We start from the raw sequence: 20,666 nt of genomic DNA, 5'->3' as shown, positions 1-20,666 counted from the left end.
ATCATCAATCGGAGGGAATGGCACTTTGGCCGCGACAAAGTACGCCTTTAGTGCTGATTTTTATCGTTTTTCAAGGAAAAACACGGAACAGGGAAGCGCTATTGACGGGCCTCAAGAAGGCTTGCTTTAGCCGCTTTTCCACCTGCCATTTAGCGGAAAAAACAATACAAGAGCAGACGAAACGCTGGGGGAATCTTGCCGCAACGGCCTGCCGCTCGACACCTGCTTCAGGTGGCATCGGCCAGCCTCGTCAGGGTCTGCACCACGTCGACGCGATCGCATCCATGCGCCAGCCGCGCGTCCCAGTGCAGCCGCGCCGGCCGACCGGCGAGATACCACACCCGATTGGCCAGGCGGGCCGCATCCTGCGCATCGTGAGTCACGCAGATCATTGCCATGTGCGGATACTGCTCCAGCAGCGCTTCGAGGCATTCGCGCAGCGACTGCGCGCGACGCGAATCGAGCGAAGCGAAGGGCTCGTCGAGCAGCAGCAGGTCGGGCTCGACGGCCAGGCAGCGCGCCAGTGCCGCCCTGCGCGCCATGCCCAGCGACAGCTGGTCGGGAAGATAGTCGCCGTGGCCGGCCAGGCCGACCCGGGCCAGCAGCGCGTCGACGTCATCCGCCGCGGCGCCGACCAACATCAGGTTCTGACGCAGCGTACGCCACGGGAGAAGTCGATGCTCCTGGAACAGGTAGCCGATCCGCAGCGATGCCTCGCGTTTCGCGCCGCTTCCCGCCGACGGCTGGCCCAGACCCGCGATCAGGTTGAGCAGCGTGGTCTTGCCGATGCCCGAAGGCCCCAGCAGGCAGATCCGGTCGCCCGCGGCAATCCTCAGGGAGAGGCGTCCGAGGATCGGCTGAGGAGTGCCGTGATGCGCGACGTCCAGCTCAAGCATGTTGCGTTCCCCCGGCCCTGCGCCAGCGCGATGCGCGGCGCTCCAGCGGGCGCAGAGCGAGCCATTCGATCAACTGCACCACGGCAATGAACGCCAGGCTATAGGCCAGGATGGTGGCCACGTCGAAGACCTGGAAGGCCATGTGCAGTTGGAACCCGACCCCGTCGGAGCGCCCCAGCAGTTCGACCACCAGCACGATCTTCCACACCAGCGCCAGGCCGCTGCGGGCCGCCGCCATCAGGTAGGGCACCAGCTGCGGCAGCCATACGTGAACCAGGCGCCTTCCGCAGCCGAAACGGTACACCTCCGCCATCTGCTCGAGGCGCACGTCGAGGCTACGGGCGCCCTCGCGTACCGTGACCGCCACGTTGGGCACCTTGTTGATCACCACCGCCAGCACCGCCGCTGCCTCGACCAGCCCGAACCACACGTAGAGCAGGATGATGGTGACCAGCGCAGGCAAGTTGAGCAGCGCCACCAGCAGCGGGTCGAGCAGGTCGTCGGCGAGTCGACTGCGCCCCATCCAGACCCCGAGCAGCGTGCCCAGCAACATGGCCAGAACGAAGCTGAACGCCACCCGCCGCAGCGTCACGGCCAGGTGATGCCAGAGCTCACCCGCCCGCTGCGCCTCCCTCAGGGTATCGAACACGACCCCGGGCGTGGGCAACAGGGCGCTGTCCAGCAGGCCGGCGACCAGCCACCAGACGAGCAGCAGCGTCGGCAGACCGACCCAGGCGGCCAGCGAGCGAAGGCTCACGGCGTCTCCGTTGGCGCAGCGTAGCGATAGAACAGCCGCGACGGCAGCCGCCGCTGCGCATCGGTGCCGGCCAGCTGCAGCAGCCTCTGAAGATCGGCGATGCGCCTGTCATCGAGCGGCGCGGGCACGCCGTCGAGGAACCCTTGGCGAAACGCTTCGAACTCGGCCTCGCTTGCCACTCGCATCAACGGACGCAGATCGTCCCAGTGGGCGTCGTTCTCGGCAAGCGAGCGCTTGGTCTCGACCAGCGCGCTGGCGAAGCGATCCAGCAGCGTCCGGTTCTCGCGCACCCAGGTTTCGTGGAACACGTAGCCCAGCACCGGCAAGTCGCGCTCGAGCGACAGGGCGTCGAGCAGGTCCGCCATTTGCAGCAGCCGGCGGGCCTCCCCCGCCGCCTCGAGCCGCGCGGCGAAGTGCCAGTAGGTGACCAGTGCATCGACCCGGCCGCGGCGCAGCGCTTCACTGAGCAGCGGCGGCGCCGCGTACTGTACTTCGGCCTCCCGCTCCAGATCGAGGTCGTGCTCGGCCGCCACCCGGCGCAGCAGGATCCAGCCCTTGCTGTCGGGTCCGCCGGCCACACCGATGCGCTTGCCGCGCAGGTCCTCGAGCGATGCGATGTCCGAATCCGGCGCCACAAGGATGTCGCCGATCTGCGAGGAGAACGGCAGGAAGAGGTAGGGTTCCCCCTGCTCGAAGCGCGCCTGGACCCAGAGCAGGTCGGCGACGGCCCCCGCCACCTCGCCGCTGGCAAGCGCGATGCGCGAGGCCGGCAGGTGCGGCACCAGGCGTACCTCGAGCGCGAAGCCGGCCTGACGATCCAGGCCCCGCCGCTGCATGTGCGCCAGCTCCCAATGTGCCGTACCCGACTGCAGTACGCTGAGCCGGAGCGTCGGCGGCTCCTCGGCGTGTGCGACGCTGCCAAGCAGCGGGAAGAGACCCACCCCTAAACCCAACGCGAGCAGGAGTCGGCAAAGGGCATGACGCAACGGGTGCGGCCATGAGGCGCGAGCAAGTATCTTCATGCCTGCACGATACGGAGGGCTTGGCGGTGCCAGAATAGTACCTTGGTACCGGCCACGTTGAGACAATGGTGGCATTCCCTGTTGTGCGATACGTAGCGTTCAATGGACGCAACATCACAATACGACGAGGTGCATCCATGGTGTTCAGGATCCTCCTCGCCCTGACGATGCTGGCCACCGCCACCTTCGCCACCGGCGGTACGAGTCTGGCGGACGATGACCTGCGCAACGGCAGAGATCTCCTGTTCTCCGCCGACGGCTATCGCATCGATCGCTATCGCAGCCCCACCCCGTCGCATCTCGAAGGCGCCGAGGTGCTGGATACCGAATCCTTGGCCCAAGCGTTGGAGAGCCAGGCCGCGCCGCTACTGGTCGACGTATATAATCTGACCTGGCGGGCCGGTCGCTTCATCGCCACCAGCTCTCACGCCTCGCTGCCGGGCGCCACCTGGCTGCCCAACACCGGCCTCGGTGAGTTGTCACCGCCGTGGGAGCAATATTTCCTGAATCATCTGGCCCGGCTCACCGATGGCGACCGGCAACGCGCCCTGGTCTTCCTGTGTCGCAGCGATTGCTGGCTTTCCTGGAACGCAGCGCGGCGAGCAATGAGCCACGGCTACATCAGCGTTGGATGGTATCCGCACGGTGTGGATGGCTGGGAAGCCTCGGGACGACCGCTGGAAGAGGTCGAGCCCGCGGCGCCGACACCCGCGCTCGCGGAGTATGCCGGGCCGTAACGAGCGGTCCGGCGCCTAACTACGACTACAACGACAATTCTCGGGGCCTGCCATGTACAAGTTGCTGATCGCCGACGATCACCCTCTCTTCCGCGAAGCCATTTGCCGCGTGATTCGCGACGGATTCGAGAACGCCGAAGTCCTCGAGACCGAGGACCTCGAGTCGACCCTGGTCCTGGCGCAGCAGCACGAGGACATCGACCTGATCCTGCTGGACCTCAACATGCCGGGCGTGCACGGCCTGTCCGGGCTGATCCAACTGCGCAACGAGGCGCCGACCATCCCGGTGGTGATCATCTCGGCGGAACAGGAGAAGCAGGTCATCCTGCAGGCGGTCACCTACGGCGCGGTCGGCTTCATCACCAAGTCGTCTCCCCGCGAGCAGATGACCCAGGCCATTGCGCAGATCCTGGAGGGCAACATCTACCTGCCCTCGGACATCATTCGCTCCAGTGGTGGCGCGTCGCGGTCCACCCGCGGCGAGCCGAGCGTCACCGCACGCGAACTGGAGACGCTGACGCGCAAGCAGCTACAGGTGCTCGAACACATGACCCGGGGCGAATCCAACAAGATGATCGCCTACCACCTGAACATCGCCGAGACCACGGTCAAGGCGCATGTCTCGGCGATCCTGCGCAAGCTCGGTGTGCACAATCGGGTACAGGCCATCCTCTCGGCCAGCGACGTCGACTTCAGCGTCTTCCACAAGCGTGGTCCGCGACCAGGCGACTGAGCGCCACACGCAGCTTGAGCGGCTTGACCGGCTTGTGCAGCAGCACATAGCCGAGTTCACGCATCTGTTGCTTGAGTTCATGACTGTGATTGGCGGTGATCGCCATGACCGGCAGCGGCTCGCGGCGGCGGGCATTGATACGTTCGGCCAGGGCCAGGCCGGTATCGCCGTCGTCGAGGTGGTAGTCGACGATCAGCACGTCGGCCGACGTCTCGCCCGGCTCCACCTGGGCCGCCAGGGCGGCCTCGCTGTCGGCCACGCACACCTCGCATCCCCAGCGCGACAGCAGTACGCGCATCGCCTCGCAGATGTCGGCGTCGTTGTCGACCACCCAGATGCGCTTACCCTCCAGCACCCCTTCATCGGCGATCGTGGTCGCTGCAAGCTCGGCTGGCCGGCTGCGGGGCGCCAGCTCCGCGTAAGGCAGCAGGACGCTGAAGCACGAGCCGCGGCCGGCGACCGAGGCCACGCTCAGCGGATGGTCGAGCATGCGCGAGATCTTTTCGGCGATTGCCAGGCCCAGCCCGAGGCCGCGGTCCTGCCGCCGGCCGGCGGCGTGGGAGCGGCGGAACTCCTGGAAAATCGCCCCTAGCTCATCGGTCTCGATGCCCATGCCGGTATCGCCCACGACGATCTCGAGCCCCTTCTCGCGACGCCGGCAACCGAGCAGGATGCGCCCCGCGCCGGTATAGCGGATGGCGTTGGACAAGAAGTTGCGTAGCACCCGCGTCAGCAGTTGGATGTCGCTGCGTACCACGGCGCGGCTCGGCACGTAGTGAAACGCGAGCCCTTCGCTGGCCGCGACCTGGCGGTACTCGCGCGCCAGCCCGTCGAGCAGATCCGTGACTGCGAAGGCATCGGGGTCGGGGGTCACCACTCCCGCATCGAGCTTGGAGATATCCACCAGGGTGCCGAGCAGGCTCTCGACGTCCTTGAGCGAGCGTCCCGCCTGCTCGATCAGCTCGTGATGTTCGGGTGCCACGTCCTGCTCGCTCAGTGCACCGATGAACAGCCGGGCCGCATTGAGCGGCTGCAGCAGGTCATGGCTGACCGCGGCAAGGAACTTGGTCTTCGACAGGTTGGCCGCCTCGGCTTCCGCCTTGGCCTCGCGCAGGCGCTGCTCGATCACGGCACGCTCCGCGATCTCCTCGCGCAGCTGGCCGTTGACCTGCGTCAGCTCGACGGTGCGCTCGCGCACACGCTGCTCCAGGTTCTGATACGCCTGATGCAGCGCCTCGGCGGTGCGCCGCCGCTCGGTGATGTCGCGGATCAGCACGAACAGCCCGATCACCTCGCCGTCGCCGTCGAAGTGGGGCACGTAGGCGCGCAGCAGCACTCGCCGCTCACCGCTGCCGCTGACTTCGGGGAATTCGAAGGAGACGCTCTCGCCGGCCAGGGCGCGGGTCAGGTAGGGGCGCAACTGGGCGCAATGCTCGGCGCTGTGCAGGGCATCGAGCTCGCCGCCCAGCAGCAAGTCGCGCGGCCAGCCGTACCACTCCTCGTAGACTCGGTTGGTGAACACGTAGCGCAGGTCGCGATCGAGGTAGGCGATCATTGCCGGCAGTTCGTCGGTGATGGTGCGAATCCAGTGCTCGCGCTCGCGCAGCGTCTCGGCGTGACGAATGCGTTCGGTGACGTCGGTGAAGGTGAGCACCTGGCCACCGCCGGGCATCGCATGGCCGCGCACCTCCACGACCCGACCGTCGGCGAGATGCCGCTCGCAGGCCTGCGTCACGCCATGGGCGTCGCCGGCATCGATCAGCTCGCTGTGGCGGCACAGCGCCGCCAGGTCGTGCGGTACCTCCAGCGTCACCAACCCGGTCAGCTCGCGGAAGCGCTGGTTGCACATCTCCAGCACGCCGCTGTCGGTGACCACCGCCACGCCCTGGGACAGACTGTCCATGGTGGCCTGCAGCAGCCGGGTCTTCTGCGCCAGGGCATGCTCGCGCTGGGCGTGCTCGTGGCGCTTGAGTTCGGTGATGTCCACGTAGAGGAACACGCGGCCTCCGCCGCGGGTGGGCCGTTGATGCACCTGCACCCAGCGGTCGTTGTGCAGGCGGTAGACCGTGCGCCGGTCGCGATGGCCGAGCTGCTCACTGACCACCAGCCCCGAGTTCAGTGCCAGGCGACGCAGGTCCTCGAGCTGCATGCCCTGACGGATGCGGATGCCTGCCGGACGCCAGAACTCGGCGAAGCGGCTGTTGTAGCGCAGGATGCGCTGGTCGGCGTCGAACAGCACGAAGGCATCGGTGATGCTCTCCACGGCATCGGCCAGGTACTGCCCTGCGGCTTCCGCCCGCTCACGCGCCTCGGCCAGGAGCCGGTTGCTGGCGCGCAACTCATGGGTGGTCTGGTTGAGCGCCTGGGTGCGCTCGCGCACCTGCTCGGCAAGCAGCACGGCATGCTCGAAGGCGGCATAGGGAGCGCTGCGCGGCAGATTGCTGGCCTCGACGCGCTCGATCAGTGCCGCATTGATGCGCTTGAGCTTGGCGATCTCGCGTTCGAGCTCACGCTCGCGTTCAGCGGGTGCCATTGCCTCGGCGCAGCTGGCCGATGACGACGCCGGTGAAGGTCTGGTTGAGGTGCATGCCATTGCACTGCTCTCCATAGGTGTTGAATCCCACCACGCGGTAGTCACGCAGCAGTGCCGATGCGGCATCCCCGGCGGCGTCGGCCTCGATCTCCAGACGTCTCAGGAAACAGTCGCAGCCGATCACCAGTCGCGGCGCTCCCAGGCGTGCACAGATGTCGTCGAGCGCGGCGCGAAGATCGTCGAGAATGGGCGCGGCCCGCATGGCCGTCAGCACGATGCCGTTCTCCACGGCGCAGTAGAAGCTCAGGCTGAGATCCTCGTTGACACGCTGGATCGAACGCACATAGGCATGGTCGTGAAGGCGCACCGCCAACGGGTGGCGGGCGAAGACTTCCTCGTCGAGCTCGTCGACCCGGCACCCCACCAGGCGCGCGTACTCTTCGGCGGCCGGCTCGGCGTTGAGCTCGATGACCCGTCGGTGCTCGCGATCCACGGCGGTCACCACCAGCTTGTCGTCGAGCGGGCGCAGGTGATGGGTGGTGAACACCTCGAAATCGAGCGCAGTGTTGATCATGATCACCACCGCGGCACCGGTGCGAAAGCGCCCGTTGCCGTAGACGTGGGTACCGGACAGGCGGTTGTCGTCACCGGCACTGCCGCCGAAGTGGGGAATGCTGCCGAGCGCGGCGTTGAGTGTCGCCAGCACGCGCTCCTCGCTGGCCGACAGGCCGTCGAGCAGGGTCAGGGCGAAGGTGTGCCCCTTGATCGGGGCGATGTTCGCCTGGCGGCAGCGATCGAGAAGCCCATCGGTGAGCTGCTGCGCAGCGAGCAGCGAGACCTGGTCCAGGTCGTCGAGCACCGCATGGTCGAGGGCGAAGTCGCGCTGATCGAAGCCGATGGCGGTGATGCCGCCACGGCTGTAGCCGGCATCGGTGATTTCGCCGGCAGTGGTGCAACCGCACAGGGTCACGCCACCGAAGTGCTGTTCCATGGCCTGGCCGAGCGCCTCGAGATCATATTCCGCCGAACAGAAGAACAGCACGCCGCCGAGCCAGGGATGCAGCAGCCGGCTCGCCAGGTCCTGGGCAGCCATGTCGGGCTCGCGGGAACCGGTGTGGGCCACCAGCACCGCCTCGTGGCGATCCGGGCTCTCGGTGACGTAGGGTATGGGGAGCTCGATATCCATGGGACACTCGCAGTGAATGGCCCCTCAAGTATAGGAAGCGCCCGCCGGCGGGGATATGCCACTTGGGTGGTGTCCTTTCCGCCCAGTGGCATACCTAGGTAGTAGACGCCTTACCAGGACATGGTCACGCCTAGTGCCACGGTGTCGGTCTGCTCGATGTCTCCGCACCGTACAGCCCCGAGAACCGAAGCCTTACGCCCCGTACTGAAGCAGAACATCTGGCCGCGTATTCGCCTTCATTCCTGGTCCGAGTGAGAGAGAAGTTGACTGAGCACGGCCCGCAGCTTGCCCGGGCGCAGCGGCTTGTTCAGATACGGCAGACTCGCCGCCCGCAGGTGCTGCATCCAGGCGTCGCTGCGCTCGGCGGTGATGATGACCGCCGGCAGCTGCGGGCAACCCCAGTGCTCGCGCAGCCGGAGCACCAGTTCGTCGCCGGTCAACCCGTCGTCCAGGTGCAGGTCCACCAGCAGGAGGTCCGGCGGCTGCGGCGACACGGCGAGCGCCTCCTCGGCGTCCAGCGCCAGCGAACACGCCATGCCCCAGCCGCCCAGCAATCCCTCCATGCTGGTCAGGATGCTGGGCTCGTTATCGATCACCAGCACCCGATAGCCGCTCAGGCCTGTCTCAGGTGCCGGAGACAGCGCCGTCAGGCGCTGCCGGCAGCCCGCCGCCCCCAGCGGCACCCGCACCGCGAAGCAGGAGCCCCGTCCGGGCCAGGAGCGTACCGTCACTTCGTGGCCGAGTCGCGAGACGATGCGCTCGACGATGGCCAGGCCCAGCCCCACTCCTTTGCGATCGCGGGCATGCCGCACACCGACCTGGTGGAATTCTTGAAAGATGGCCCCGAGCTGATCCACGGGGATGCCTACGCCGCTGTCCCACACCTCGATCCACAGCGCCTCGCCACGGCGACGCGCGCCCAGCAGCACCCCACCCTTTCGCGTATAGCGACAGGCATTGGAGAGAAGATTGCGCAGCACCCTGGCCAGCAGCCGGTAGTCGCTGACGATCCAGGCATCGGCCACGCAGTGGTGAAATCCCAGGCCCTGGCCGGCGGCCAGCGAGGAGAACTCCGCCGCCAGCGAGTCGGTCAGGTCGCGCAGGGCGAAGGGCTCCAGTTGAGGCTCGACCCGGTCCTGGTCGAGACGGGCGATGTCCAGCAGGTCGGTCAACAACTCCTCGGCCCCCTCCAGCGAAAGGTGAATGCGCTGGGCCAGCTCACTCACTTCCGTCTCCAGGCGTCGCTCGAGCAGGGTGGCCACCAGCAGGCGCGCGGCGTTCATCGGCTGCAGCAGGTCGTGGCTGGCCGCCGCCAGGTAGCGATCCTTGCTGCGGTTGGCCTGCTGTGCGGCGTCGCGCGCCTCGCGCAGCTCGGCTTCGATGCGCCGGCGTTCGCCTATCTCCTGGCGCAGTTCTTCGTTGAGCCGCTCGAGCGCCCGTGTGCGGTCCTGAACGCGCGCCTCGAGCTGCTCGTTCAACTGCTCGAGGCGGCGCCTCGCCTGCTCGCGCTCGGTGATATCGGCAACGAAGGCTTCCACCACCAGCTCTTCGTCGTTCGACGGCTTCTTCACCACCGTCATCGCCACCGGCACGCTGCGCCCCCCTCTGCCGCGCAGGCGGGTGGTATAGCCCACGATCCGGCCTTCGGCGATGACGCGCCGCTGCACTTCGCGAGCGTCCTGGGGATCGGCGAACAGCGCCGCCAGGGTCGTACAACGCGCCAGGGTGGTGGCGACGTCGTCGTCACCCAGCATGCTGGCGAGCGCCGGATTGGCGGCCCGTAGTCCCCCGCTCAGCGACGCCTGGAAGATGCCGTGCAGGGCATTTTCGAACAACCACTTGTAGCGGTTGCGCTCGGCCTCGAGCTCGGCCATGCGCGCGGTCAGTTCGGGATAGTAGCTCTTGCGCGCCGACTGGCTGCCCAGGCCGATCAGCTCGCTGACCGAGAGCCCATCGGGATCGGAGGGTTTCTTCAAAAGGCCTCCCAAGGCGCTAGAGTGCCTCTTCGTAGACCACCGCCACGTCTCGCAGGCAGGATTGCCGCGGGTTGGTCAGGATGCAGGGATCCTCCACGGCGTGTTCGGCCAGGAACGGCACGTCGCTGCTACGCACACCGGCACTGCCCAGCGTGCCGTCGAGCCCCACGGCCCGCTTGAGCTCGACCAGATGCGCGATGAGCCGCTGCTTGATCATGCTCTGCGACAGGCCGCGGCAGTCGATGCCGAGGGTCTGCGCCACCCGGGTGAAGCGCTCCGGCGCCGCCTCGAAGTTGAAGGCGACCACGTGTTCGAGGAGCATCGAATTGCACAGCCCATGCGGCAGGTCGAGGAAGCCACCCAGGCTGTGCGACATGGCATGCACCGCGCCCAGGATGGCGTTGGAGAAGGCCAGCCCCGCCTGCATGCTGCCCAGCATTACCTGGGCGCGCAGTTCGCCGTCGTGAGGATTGCCGACCAGTGCCACGAGGTTGGCATTGATCAGACGCATCGCCTCCAGCGCATGGGTGTCGGTCAACGGCCCGCTGCCGGTGGAGACGAAGGCCTCGATAGCGTGCACCAGCGCGTCGACCCCGGTGCAGGCGGTCAGGAAAGGATCCATGGTCAGCGTGACCTGAGGATCGATCAGCGAGACGTCGGGCACGACCGCCTTGCTGATGATCGAGAACTTCATGCGCCGCTGGGGATCGGAGATGATCGCGAACTGGGAGACGTCGGCCGAAGTGCCCGCGGTCGAGGGAATGAAGATCAGCGGCGGAATCGGCACGCGGATGGTGTCGACGCCCTCGAAGTCGAGAATGTGCCCGTCGTGGGCCACCACGATGCCGATACCCTTGGCGCAGTCCATGGGACTGCCGCCCCCCACCGCCACGATGGCGTCGCAGCCGAAGTCGCGATAGACCCGCGCCCCCGCCATGACCTCTTCGGCACGCGGATTCGGCGATACCTGCAGGAAGCGGCGGCAGGGAATGCCGCAGGCAGCCAGGTCGGCCTCGACCTCGGCGACCCAGCCGGCGGCCAGCACACCCGGATCGGAGACCAGCAGGATGTTATGCGCCCCGAAGGTCTGGGCATAGTTGGCGACGGCGTGACGGGAGCCGTCGCCGAAGATGATCTCAGGAGCCACGAACTTGCGTAACTGGGCGATGCTGCTGGACATGGCGCCCGTACCTCGTTGTCGTTGTCATGGATACCATCAATGAGATTACCGGATGCCGCCGACGGCTTCCCTACGCCCATGGTCTCAGCCTTCACTGACGGCAGAACACCTTCGACTCGTGCACGTTGCGTGGGGTCAGCGCCTCCATGGAGGGTGCGCTGGCGTCGGCCTCGCGGCGGGCGGCCTCGATCAGGTGATGATCCGGCGACAGCGAGCAGGCCGGGTCGGTGGCGGTGGCATCGCCGGTCAGCAGGTAGGCCTGGCAGCGGCAACCACCGACGTCCTGGTGGCGTTCGTCGCAGCTGTGGCAAGGCTCGCTCATCCAGGCGTCGCCGCGGTAGCGGTTGAAGGCCTCGCTGTCGTACCAGATCTCGCGCAGCGGGCGTTCGCGCACGTTGGGGAACGTCATCGGCAGCATCCGCGCGCTGTGGCAGGGCAGCACCGCGCCGTCGGGCGCCACGGTCATGAAGATCGCGCCCCAGCCGCCCATGCACGCCTTGGGGCGCTCGGCGTAGTAGTCGGGTACCACGAACAGCAGGCGCATGTCGCGCCCCTGCGCCGCCAGCCGCTCGCGCCAGCGGGCGGTGGTGGCCTCGGCCACCTCGAGCTGCTCGCGGCTGGGCAGCAGCCCCTCGCGATTGAGCTGGGCCCAGCCGTACATCTGGCAATTGGCCAGCTCCACGGCGTCGGCGCCCAGCTCGTCGCACAGGGCGATGATGTCGTCGAGGCGGTCGATGTTGTGCCGGTGCAGCACCACGTTGAGCACCATGGGGTAGCCGGCGGCCTTGACCGCGCGCGCCATGGCCAGCTTCTTGGCGTGAGCCTTGGGCGAGCCAGCCACCGCCGCGGCGACCTCGGGGTCGGAGGCCTGCAGGCTGATCTGGATATGGTCGAGCCCGGCCTCGTGCAGCGCCGCGATGCGCGCCTCGTCGAGCCCCAGCCCGGAGGTGATCAGGTTGGTATAGAAGCCGAGCCGGCGCGCCTCGGCCACCAGCGTCTCGAGGTCCTGGCGCACCAGCGGCTCGCCGCCGGAGAAGCCCATCTGTACCGCCCCCATGGCACGGGCCTGGGTCAGCACCTCGATCCACTCGTCGGTGGTTAGCTCCTCCTTCACCGCGGCGAAGTCGAGCGGGTTGGAGCAGTAGGCGCACTGCAGCGGGCAGCGATAGGTGAGTTCTGCGAGCAGCCACAGGGGGGGACCGACATCTCCCCCGCCGGCCTGGGAACGAGTGGTATCAATCATGATGAATCCAGCCCTGCTGCAAGGCGTCGACGAAGAACTCGATGACATCCTGGGCGAGTTCCTCGCTCGGTGCCTCCGGGTAGCGCCGGGTGAGCTCGTCGATCAGCGCGGCGACATCGCGCTCACCGTCGACCAGCGACAGGATCGCCCCGGCACTGTCGTTGAGCTGCACCATGCCCTCGGGATAGAGCAGCACATGCCGCCCCTGGGCCTGCTCCCACTGCAGGCGCCAGCCGGGGCGCAACGTCGGCACCGCCAGGGCGTTCATGCCAGCCCCCGGTGAAACACTGCCTGGTCGGTCACGCTGTGATAGGGCGGGCGCCCCAGTTGGTAGGCCAGGGTCATGGCGTCCAGCATGCTCCACAGCACGTCGAGCTTGAACTGCAGGATCTCCAGCGCACGCTGCTGGGTCTCCATGGTCGTGCAGACCGCAAGCGCCACTTCCAGGCCATGTTCGACGTCGCGGCGCGCCTCCTTCAGGCGCTTGCGGAAGTAGCCGTAGCCGGCCCCGTCGATCCAGGGGTAGTGACCCGGCCAGGTATCGAGGCGGCTCTGGTGCGCCAGCGGCGCGAACAGCTCGGTCAGCGAAGAGATCGCCGCCTCCTGCCAGCTGGCCCGACGCACAAAGTTGACGTAGGCATCCACGGCGAAGCGCACACCCGGCAGCACGTGCCGCTGGGACAGCAGTTCCTCCCGGGCCAGCCCGACCGCCTCTCCCAGCGCCAGCCATGCTTCGATGCCACCGACATCGTCGGCATGGCCGTCGTGGTCAAGCAATCGCTGGATCCAGCGGCGGCGTACGGCGGCATCGGGGCAGTTGGCCAGCAGCGCCGCATCCTTCTGCGGAATCATCACCTGGTAATAGAAGCGGTTGGCCACCCAGCCACGGATCTGCTCGGGCGTGGCGCGCCCCTCGGCCATGTCGACCTGGTAGGGGTGATGGATATGGTAATAGTCGCCCTTGGCCAGCAGGGCCTGGCGAAAGGCCTCGGGTGTAAGGGCAGCAGTGGAAGAGCCTGCGATGGGAGAGAGTGCGGCGCTCATGGCGAGTCCTCTGCATGATATCGAGTGGGGCTCCTGGCGCTCACAGCGCGAAATGCATGCCGTCGTGGGCGACCTCGATGGCGTGCCGCTCCAGCACGGCGCGCTCGGCGGAGGCCTCGTCCAGGATGGGGTTGGTGTTGTTGATATGGATCAGGATGCGTCGGGTGGTAGCCGGCAGGGCATCGAGTTCGGCGATCATGCCCCGCTCGCCGGCCAGGGCGAGGTGCCCCATTTCACGTCCCGTGGTGTCGGCAATTCCCAGGCGCGACATCTCGTCGTCGTGCCACAGGGTGCCGTCCACCAGCACGCAGTCGGCCTGGGCCATCAGTGCCCTCGCCGCGTCGCTCGGCTGCCCCAGGCCAGGGCCATAGAAGAGCGTGCCGCCCGTCAGCCTGTCGCGGAACAGCAGCCCCAGATTGTCGCCAGCGGACGGCGAGCCGCGGCGTGGGGAATAGGGTGGCGCATTGGAGTGCAGCGACAATGCCGTGACCTCCAGTTCAGGGCAGCTTGGCACTTCGAAGGTGCAATGCCGAGAGATGTCCGACAGAGGAATCTCACGCCAGGCAAGACCGCCGTTCCAGTGAGACAGCATGGGAAACAGCGGGAAGCCTTCGGTCAGATCGTCGCGGACGCTCGCGGTGCACCAGACATCGATGGGACAGCCCTCGCGTAGCGACAGCAGCCCGCTGGCGTGATCGATCTGGGCGTCCACCAGCAGCACCTCGGCGATCCCGCTGTCGCGTAGGCCACGCCGGGGGAAGAGTCTCGGATGGGCATTGAGCTGGGCTCGGATGTCGGGCGAGGCATTGCACAGCAGCCAGCGCTCACTATCCATGCTTATGGCAATGGAGGATTGCGTCCGGGGGTTCAGGCCGTCACGCCCCTGGCGTACCCCGCAGCAGTTGGCACAGTTGCAGTTCCACTGCGGAAACCCGCCCCCGGCGGCCGAACCGAGTATCAACACCTGCATGACGGCTCCTCCCTCTAACCGAACGAGGCCGTTACAGCCCCGTTCGACGGTAGTACGTTCTGGATAGGGCGATCAGCGGTTGGCGATGTAGAGGGTGACCTCGAAGCCGAGGCGTAGATCCCGGAAGCTGGGCTTGGTCCACATGGCATCTCTCCTGTTGGTATCGTGAGTGTCGGCCGTGCCGTGGGGCGACGACGCAAGCTCAGTAAAGCATTCGAGAAGATTCCAGGGGGGTGTACTTTGGAGGGAGAGCGTCTCCTTCATTGGAGCCAACCGGGAAGTTGCGCTGCCACTCTTGGTGGCCGGATTCAACCTTCCCTAGCGTTCCCCTTGTCGATCGGTCAGCCAGCTTTCCAGCGTCTCTAGCGTGACGGGGATGCTGGCCAGCAGGGCCTGGAGTTCGGTCGCCGCCTCGTCGCGCTGCCTAGCATGCGCGAATCGCTCCAGGCGCCCGGCCACTTCGGCCAGCCGGCGCCCCCCCAGGCTGCCCGACTCGCCCTTGATACGGTGCGCGCCTTCCTCCAGTTGCACCATGTCATCTTGCTCCCAGGCGGACTGAAGGTTTACGGCATGCTGCTGCAACTGCTCTCGATGCACGGCAAACAGGGTCGCGAGCGCTTTCTCTCCCAGCGTTTCACGCAGTTCGCCTAGCACGCTCTCATCAACGGGATCGCTCGGCGAGCCCTCCTCCACCGGCAGGCCTGGCGTGCGAGGACTTCTCCTCCCGGCCAAGCCATGTCGCAGCGAGGCCGCCAGCTCGCCGCGCCGCAGCGGCTTCACCAGATAATCCGTCATGCCGGCTGCCAGGCAACGCTCCCGCTCGGCTCCCGGGCCGCCCGCGGTCATCGCCACGACCGGCACTCTGGCGCGCCAGTCGCTAGCCGCCCGCAAGCGACGAGTGGTTTCCAAACCGTCCATGCCAGACATTTGCACATCCATGAAGATCATATCGAAAGCTTCCCGGCCGGCCAGCGCCAGCGCCCTTCTTCCACTGTCCACCACACTGACGTGGCAGCCAAGGCGCTCGAGCAACGCCACCGCCACCTGCTGGTTCACCGGATCATCCTCGACCAGCAGCACCCGGCCACCTACCGCGGGTTCCAACAGCGTCGTCTCGGGCATTTCCGGCTCATGGTCGCCCTGGGCCGGTTCCAGCGGCAGCTCTATCCAGAAGCAACTTCCCTGACCGGGGCGGCTGTCCACGCCGATGGTGCCATTCATGGCCTCCGCCAGGCGCCGACTGATGGCAAGACCGAGCCCGGTACCGCCGTAGCGCCTTGCCGTCGAGGCATCGCCTTGGCGAAAGGGCTCGAAGAGCCAGGCCAGCTTGTCTTCAGCGATTCCCGGACCGGTATCGCAGACTGCCAGGTTCAGCCGCCCCGTCGCGCTCTGCGTTGCCTCGACGCGTACCTCGCCATGCTCGGTGAACTTGATGGCATTGGAGAGCAGATTGAGCAGTACCTGCCGCAACCGGGTTGGATCGCCCATCAGTTGCTCGGGCAGGGCCGGCGACACCTGGACCGCAAGCTCCAGTCCCTTGGCCCGAGCGCGGGGCGCAAAGAGTCCGCAGGCATCTTCGATCAACGCGGCCAGGCGGAACGAACGTCGCTCGAGCTCCAGCTTGCCCGATTCGATCTTGGAAAAGTCGAGAATGTCGTTGATCAGCTCCAGTAGACGAGCTGCGCTGACGTGTAGTGTGCGGGCATATTCCCGCGACTGTGCATCGATCGGCTGGTCCAGGAGCAGGTCGCTCATGCCGATGACGCCGTTGAGCGGCGTGCGGATCTCATGGCTGACCGTGGCCAGGAACTCCGATTTCGACTGGCTGGCGGCCTCGGCCCGGCTGGCAGTGGTCTGGAGCTTGCGACTCAGGGATTCCAGCGAACGACGCGCCTGGGCATTGTCGCGCGCCTCGCGCACCAGGAAGACGATCACCAGCATAACGGCCAGGCTCATGGCCAGGATCAGCGCCAGCAGCAGCGCATAGAGGGTCTGCAGCACCATGCGATCATGCGTCGCCGACTCGGCAAGATGACCGTTGACGGCAATGATCAACTGCTCGGTCAGACCTCCCACACGTTCCAGCCGGTCGGACAAGACCCAGCGCTCTTCCTCTTCCAGTTGGCCGATCTCCTGAAGCAGGCGATCGAGGTCGTCGATGCGCACGATCAGGTCGGACAGCAGCCGGTCGGACTGGGACACCTCGGCGAGCGCTCGGTTGATGTCGCCGCGCTGCAGCAGGTTGATACGGCTGTAGATGAGCTCGAAGCGCAGTCGCAGCGCTTCGAGGGAGTTCGCGTTCCCTGCCCTCAAGGCCAGGTCGCTGCGCAGCTGGGTAATGTCCCGGTCGAGCTTGTAGGCGTGCCAGGCCGCGTCCTCGATCACGCTCTGGTGGAGTTGCTCCTGCCGCCAGGCCGCCAATCCCACCACCACCAGAGCCGCGGTGAAGAAGATCAGCGCCGCCGCTGACACCAGCTTCAGTCGTAACGGATAGCGCAGCATGCCTGGGCTCGAGAAAGGTTACGGAACATGGATACTGCCCACATGCCACACCGAACGATGGCGAATGGTTTCGTTGAGCAGTTGTGGATGTTCGTCGAAAGGGTAGAGCACGAACATTGGCCCCAGATCGCGCACGGCAATGGGCTCCCCGTCGCGCTCGAGAGCCAGGATGACGTCATACTCGTGAAAGTCGGCTACCGGCACTTCGGTTTCGTACTCGTTCAGGGCCTGGATCCGCACATGCTCGTTGCGTATGCCGGCTGCCTCCAGCAGGGCACGCAGCAACGGCCCCTCGAAGCGACCGACGCCTTCGGTCCAGGGGGTGCTCGTCTCGGTCACCCGCGTGGAAAGCGACATCAGCATCTTCCGATCGAGATGCAGCTCATCGCCAACATTGGTGTTTTCGATATCGCCCGTCACCCGGAGTAGCACGTCCCCTTCCGGGGGAGGTAGCTGTTCGGCCATCACAGGCAACGATGCGCTGGAAAAGAGCAGTAGACTGAAGGTCAAGACGGCGCGACAGGGCCAAAACAGGGACATCAAGGGCTTCCAAGTTCATTGCAAAGCCCCAAGCCTACGCGAATCCCAGGTAAAGGTCAGGTAGCGCAGCGAAGATGCCGGGCGGCAGGCACACGCGCGCCTGCCGCCCTCCTCCTCACGAATCCACGCTCTGCTTCTCACAGCGCACCAGATCCTCATAGGCGTGCCAGCTGGCATGCCCCAGCACCGGCAGGATCAATGCCAGGCCGATATAGAAGGTCAACACACCCACCAGGACGCAAGCGGTCAGTATGACGGCCCACAGCAACATGGGGCGGAAATTGCGCGCCACGGTACGCACACTGGCCTCGATGCCCTCCATGAAGGTCAGGTCCTGGTCCATCAGGGTCGGGATGGCCACCACGCTGATGGAAAAGGCGCCGAATGCCAGTACGGCGCCCACTGCGGTACCCACCGCTATCAGGCCAAGCCCATCCGGCGTGGTCAGCAGCGAAGCGTAGAGTTCCGTCGCCCCGGGCGCCTCGAAACCGAAGAAGAGGGCGAACAGTAGCGTGGCCAGTCGAATCCAGGCGAGAAAGAAGATCATCATCATCACGCCCATCATCGCCAGTTGCCCTGCATGCGGGCGCCAGGAACCGAAGGCATCGCCCAGATGCGGTACACGCCCGTCCTCGAGAGCACGACTGATGCCGTAGGAACCAACCGCTACCAGCGGACCCAGGAACATGAAGCCCGCCACCAGTGGCAGCAGCCAGTGCCACAGGTCGAGCACGATGGCGCCTGCCGTGATGGCAATGCTCAAACCGACCCAGAACATGCCGTAGGCGAGACTGACCGCCGTGGCTTGCCGGAAGTCCTCGAAGCCGGCCACCAGCCAGGCCTTGGGCCTGTCCATGCCGATCGGGTTGATGATGATCTTGACGTTGGGAGTGGAGGGCTGTCCGGCACTTCTTGTGGCTGCATTCATTGTCGTACCCCGTTTGGTCGCCATGAGAAGGACGATGCGAGCGTCTCTCCAGCCGGGAGGTCCGGATGACGTCTTGTTGTTTCTTACAAATCCTACTGTAGTTGACCGTGCACAAGAGTGCTGCTCAAAGTTGTCAACGCAATGAGCAAATCACGGGCTCCTGTCCACGGCCTCGCGAAGCTACCGTGCGGTGATTCGACGGTCGTCATGAACACGCACTCCAGGGAAGTGGTCCAACGAAGGAACGCAGCCAGGAAATCGCCTATGAAACGGACCCTTCCCATGGCGGCCTCGGCGCTGCTCGGCGCGCTGTCGTTATCGGCAGCCGCCCTCCCCAGCCTTGCCGAGGCCACCTTTTCCTCTGAACAGACAGCCCTGATGGCCAGCACCTGCGCCGGTTGCCACGGCACCGACGGTCGGCTGGTAGGCAGTGTGCCGACCATCGCCGGGAGACCCGCCGCCGTTCTGGAATCACGATTGCTCGCGTTCAAGCACGGCAACATAAGCGATACCACGGTCATGGACCGTATCGCCAAGGGCTTCACAGACGACGAACTCGCCGCCCTGGCCAGCCATTTTTCGGCCATCGACCCGCAAGCCGACGAGGCAGGGGAAACGGAACAGGAGCCGCAGGAGTGAAGAAGCGCACCATGACGAACCACTCCCAACGTTCAGGTCGCGATCGCCGGCGACTGATCAAGGGGCTGGGAGCCGCCTCGTTGTTGCCGCTGATCGGCGGTGTCACGCCCTTTACCATCGGCAACCAGCATGCCGGTCAGGTCGTGGTGGTGGGTGGCGGCTTCGGTGGCGCCACCGCAGCCAAGTATCTCAAGCGAGCCAATCCGGCGATCGAGGTGATCCTGGTCGAGCCTGCCGAGACCTTCCACACCGGCTCCTTCAGCAATCTGCACCTGGGCGGCCTGCGCAGCATGGATACCCTCGCCCATGGCTATGACGAGCTGCAGGACCGCTACGGCGTGCGTGTGATCCAAGCCATGGCGGAGAACGTCGACGCCAACGCCCATACGGTGCGGCTCTCCACCGGACGCGAGCTGGAGTACGACCGACTGATTCTTTCTCCAGGTATCGATTTTCGTTGGAACGCATTGGAAGGCTACGATGAGGAGGCGGCCGAAAAGGCGCCCCATGCCTGGCAGGCCGGTACGCAGACGGAGTTGCTACGCTCCCAGCTGCTGGCAATGAAGGACGGCGGCACCTTCGTCATGGTGGCCCCGGGCAACCCCTTCCGCTGCCCGCCCGCCCCCTACGAGCGCGCCAGCCTGGTGGCCAATTACCTGGCTCAGTACAAACCGAAATCCAAAGTGCTGATCCTCGACGCCAAGGACGATTTCTCCAAGCAGGCGCTGTTCATGGAGGGCTGGGAGCAGCTCTACGGGGATCGCATCGAATGGGTGGGACTTTCCGGCGACGGCCGTGTCACCCGGGTCGACGCCGAACGGCTGGAAGTCGAGACCGAGCGCGGAACCGTTCACCAGGCCGACGTACTCAACGTGATACCACCGCAGAAGGCCGGACAAATCGCCGAGCGTGCCGGTGTGACCGACGACTCCGGTTGGGTACCGGTCAAGCCGGAAACCTTCGAGTCGCAGCTGGTCGAAGATATCTTCGTGATCGGCGACGCTGCCGTCGCCGCTCCAATGCCCAAATCGGGATTCTGTGCCAACGCCCAGGCCAAGGTCGTGGCGGCGGCCATCGCCGCCTCGCTGGAGTCGCGCCCGGCTCCTGAAGCGTACTGGACCCATGCCAGCTACAGCCTGGTGGGCCCCGAGTACGGTATCTCGGAGATTGGCATCTATCGCGTACGGGACGGCGTCATTGCCGAGGTCGAGGGGGCCGGCGGCCTGAGTCCGCAGGACGCCCCCGAAGCCACCCGCGCCCTGGAAGCCGAGTATGCCATCGGCTGGTACGACGCGATCTGCCAGGACACCTGGGGTACCCCCCTGGCCTGATACCCCGAAGCCACTCAGCGCACGATCATCACCGACATCTTCGAGTGGTGCACCACATGCTCGGCGTTGGGACCCAGCACGTAATCGGCAAACTTACGCTTGTTGTGGGAGGCCATCACGATCAGGTCGACCTTGAGCTTCTTGGCTGCCTTGACGATCGCCTCCCAGGGCGAGCCATCGACGATTACCGACTGCACCTCGATGTCATCGGGAACGTGCTCCTCAATGAAACGGTGCTGCGCCTGGGACAGGGCCTGATGCGCCTTCTCCGCGAAATCGCTCGGGAAGTAGGAGCCGACCAACGGCATATGGTAGTCCGGCAGCACCGTCACCACATGCAGTGAGGCGCCGAAGGTACGGCACAAGGTCAGTGCCGTGGGCAGCGCCTTGACCCAGGAGGACTCTTCGTTGAGATCCACCGCTAGCAGAATCTTGCTGTACATCTTCCC

20 protein-coding genes are annotated in these 20,666 nt (G+C 66.0%); 4 read left to right on the top strand and 16 right to left on the bottom strand.

The genetic code is table 11. From position 1 onward, the window contains the following. Window positions 1-227: 227 nt before the first annotated feature. Genes ACRWQA_RS04760 through ACRWQA_RS04750 form a run of 3 tightly spaced genes read right to left on the bottom strand, consistent with a single transcriptional unit; the run spans window position 228 to window position 2,675 of the window. Window positions 228-896, bottom strand: coding sequence for an ABC transporter ATP-binding protein (locus tag ACRWQA_RS04760; RefSeq protein ID WP_263580932.1), 669 nt, complete (start codon window positions 894-896; stop codon window positions 228-230). Next, the gene (locus ACRWQA_RS04755) at window positions 889-1,653 is read right to left on the bottom strand and encodes an ABC transporter permease (RefSeq protein ID WP_434229849.1); all 765 of its coding nucleotides are present in this window, start codon (window positions 1,651-1,653) and stop codon (window positions 889-891) included. The genes ACRWQA_RS04760 and ACRWQA_RS04755 overlap by 8 nt, the downstream gene beginning before the upstream one ends. Further along, window positions 1,650-2,675: an ABC transporter substrate-binding protein gene (locus tag ACRWQA_RS04750; RefSeq protein WP_434229852.1), complete on the bottom strand. Its 1,026-nt coding sequence runs from the start codon at window positions 2,673-2,675 to the stop codon at window positions 1,650-1,652. Before ACRWQA_RS04750 ends, ACRWQA_RS04755 begins: the two co-directional genes overlap by 4 nt. 137 nt (window positions 2,676-2,812) lie before the next feature. Here ACRWQA_RS04750 and ACRWQA_RS04745 point away from each other — a divergent pair, with 137 nt between their 5' ends. Then, complete coding sequence (locus tag ACRWQA_RS04745) at window positions 2,813-3,412, top strand: rhodanese-like domain-containing protein (protein ID WP_263580935.1); 600 nt, start codon at window positions 2,813-2,815, stop codon at window positions 3,410-3,412. A 52-nt stretch (window positions 3,413-3,464) separates the two neighbouring features. Continuing rightward, window positions 3,465-4,145: a response regulator gene (locus ACRWQA_RS04740; protein ID WP_263580936.1), complete on the top strand. Its 681-nt coding sequence runs from the start codon at window positions 3,465-3,467 to the stop codon at window positions 4,143-4,145. Here ACRWQA_RS04740 and ACRWQA_RS04735 read toward each other — a convergent pair. From ACRWQA_RS04735 to ACRWQA_RS04680, 12 genes are all read right to left on the bottom strand, one after another. Further along, on the bottom strand, window positions 4,105-6,678 hold the full coding sequence (locus ACRWQA_RS04735; protein WP_434229855.1) for a hybrid sensor histidine kinase/response regulator: 2,574 nt from the start codon (window positions 6,676-6,678) through the stop codon (window positions 4,105-4,107). The two genes, ACRWQA_RS04740 and ACRWQA_RS04735, sit on opposite strands and share 41 nt — an antisense overlap. Beyond that, window positions 6,665-7,864 (bottom strand): nitric oxide-sensing protein NosP, encoded by a 1,200-nt coding sequence (nosP, locus tag ACRWQA_RS04730; protein WP_263580938.1) that lies wholly within the window; start codon window positions 7,862-7,864, stop codon window positions 6,665-6,667. Before nosP ends, ACRWQA_RS04735 begins: the two co-directional genes overlap by 14 nt. A gap of 236 nt (window positions 7,865-8,100) precedes the next feature. Further along, entirely contained in the window at window positions 8,101-9,840 is a 1,740-nt protein-coding gene (locus ACRWQA_RS04725; protein WP_434229857.1) for a PAS domain-containing hybrid sensor histidine kinase/response regulator, read from the bottom strand. Between the two features lie 16 nt (window positions 9,841-9,856). Then, complete coding sequence (gene ercA / locus ACRWQA_RS04720; RefSeq protein ID WP_434229861.1) at window positions 9,857-11,020, bottom strand: alcohol dehydrogenase-like regulatory protein ErcA; 1,164 nt, start codon at window positions 11,018-11,020, stop codon at window positions 9,857-9,859. 91 nt (window positions 11,021-11,111) lie between these two features. Next, window positions 11,112-12,263 (bottom strand): pyrroloquinoline quinone biosynthesis protein PqqE, encoded by a 1,152-nt coding sequence (gene pqqE / locus ACRWQA_RS04715; RefSeq protein ID WP_446326250.1) that lies wholly within the window; start codon window positions 12,261-12,263, stop codon window positions 11,112-11,114. Next, entirely contained in the window at window positions 12,256-12,531 is a 276-nt protein-coding gene (gene pqqD / locus ACRWQA_RS04710; protein ID WP_434231885.1) for a pyrroloquinoline quinone biosynthesis peptide chaperone PqqD, read from the bottom strand. Before pqqD ends, pqqE begins: the two co-directional genes overlap by 8 nt. Then, a complete protein-coding gene (gene pqqC, locus ACRWQA_RS04705) occupies window positions 12,528-13,307 on the bottom strand; it encodes a pyrroloquinoline-quinone synthase PqqC (protein ID WP_263580943.1) in 780 nt (259 codons plus the stop codon). The genes pqqD and pqqC overlap by 4 nt, the downstream gene beginning before the upstream one ends. A gap of 40 nt (window positions 13,308-13,347) precedes the next feature. Continuing rightward, the gene (gene pqqB / locus ACRWQA_RS04700; RefSeq protein ID WP_434231882.1) at window positions 13,348-14,277 is read right to left on the bottom strand and encodes a pyrroloquinoline quinone biosynthesis protein PqqB; all 930 of its coding nucleotides are present in this window, start codon (window positions 14,275-14,277) and stop codon (window positions 13,348-13,350) included. Window positions 14,278-14,349: 72 nt separating this feature from the next. Continuing rightward, complete coding sequence (gene pqqA / locus ACRWQA_RS04695) at window positions 14,350-14,421, bottom strand: pyrroloquinoline quinone precursor peptide PqqA (RefSeq protein WP_010627037.1); 72 nt, start codon at window positions 14,419-14,421, stop codon at window positions 14,350-14,352. A 174-nt stretch (window positions 14,422-14,595) separates the two neighbouring features. Continuing rightward, a complete protein-coding gene (locus tag ACRWQA_RS04690; protein ID WP_434231879.1) occupies window positions 14,596-16,779 on the bottom strand; it encodes an ATP-binding protein in 2,184 nt (727 codons plus the stop codon). Between the two features lie 18 nt (window positions 16,780-16,797). After that, window positions 16,798-17,319, bottom strand: coding sequence for a putative pterin-binding protein (locus ACRWQA_RS04685; protein ID WP_434231877.1), 522 nt, complete (start codon window positions 17,317-17,319; stop codon window positions 16,798-16,800). Window positions 17,320-17,434: 115 nt separating this feature from the next. Next, a complete protein-coding gene (locus tag ACRWQA_RS04680) occupies window positions 17,435-18,247 on the bottom strand; it encodes a DUF2189 domain-containing protein (protein WP_263580947.1) in 813 nt (270 codons plus the stop codon). Between the two features lie 264 nt (window positions 18,248-18,511). Here ACRWQA_RS04680 and ACRWQA_RS04675 point away from each other — a divergent pair, with 264 nt between their 5' ends. Then, window positions 18,512-18,886, top strand: a complete 375-nt coding sequence (locus tag ACRWQA_RS04675; RefSeq protein WP_263580948.1) for a c-type cytochrome — start codon at window positions 18,512-18,514, stop codon at window positions 18,884-18,886. Then, entirely contained in the window at window positions 18,883-20,217 is a 1,335-nt protein-coding gene (locus ACRWQA_RS04670; protein ID WP_434231874.1) for an FCSD flavin-binding domain-containing protein, read from the top strand. Before ACRWQA_RS04675 ends, ACRWQA_RS04670 begins: the two co-directional genes overlap by 4 nt. Window positions 20,218-20,231: 14 nt before the next feature. On the opposite strand, the gene ACRWQA_RS04665 is transcribed toward ACRWQA_RS04670, so the two are convergent. Next, window positions 20,232-20,660, bottom strand: coding sequence for a universal stress protein (locus ACRWQA_RS04665; protein ID WP_263580950.1), 429 nt, complete (start codon window positions 20,658-20,660; stop codon window positions 20,232-20,234). Window positions 20,661-20,666: the final 6 nt, after the last annotated feature.

The organism is Billgrantia sp. C5P2, from assembly GCF_051062895.2.
This window is presented reverse-complemented; position numbering and strand designations above follow the sequence as displayed.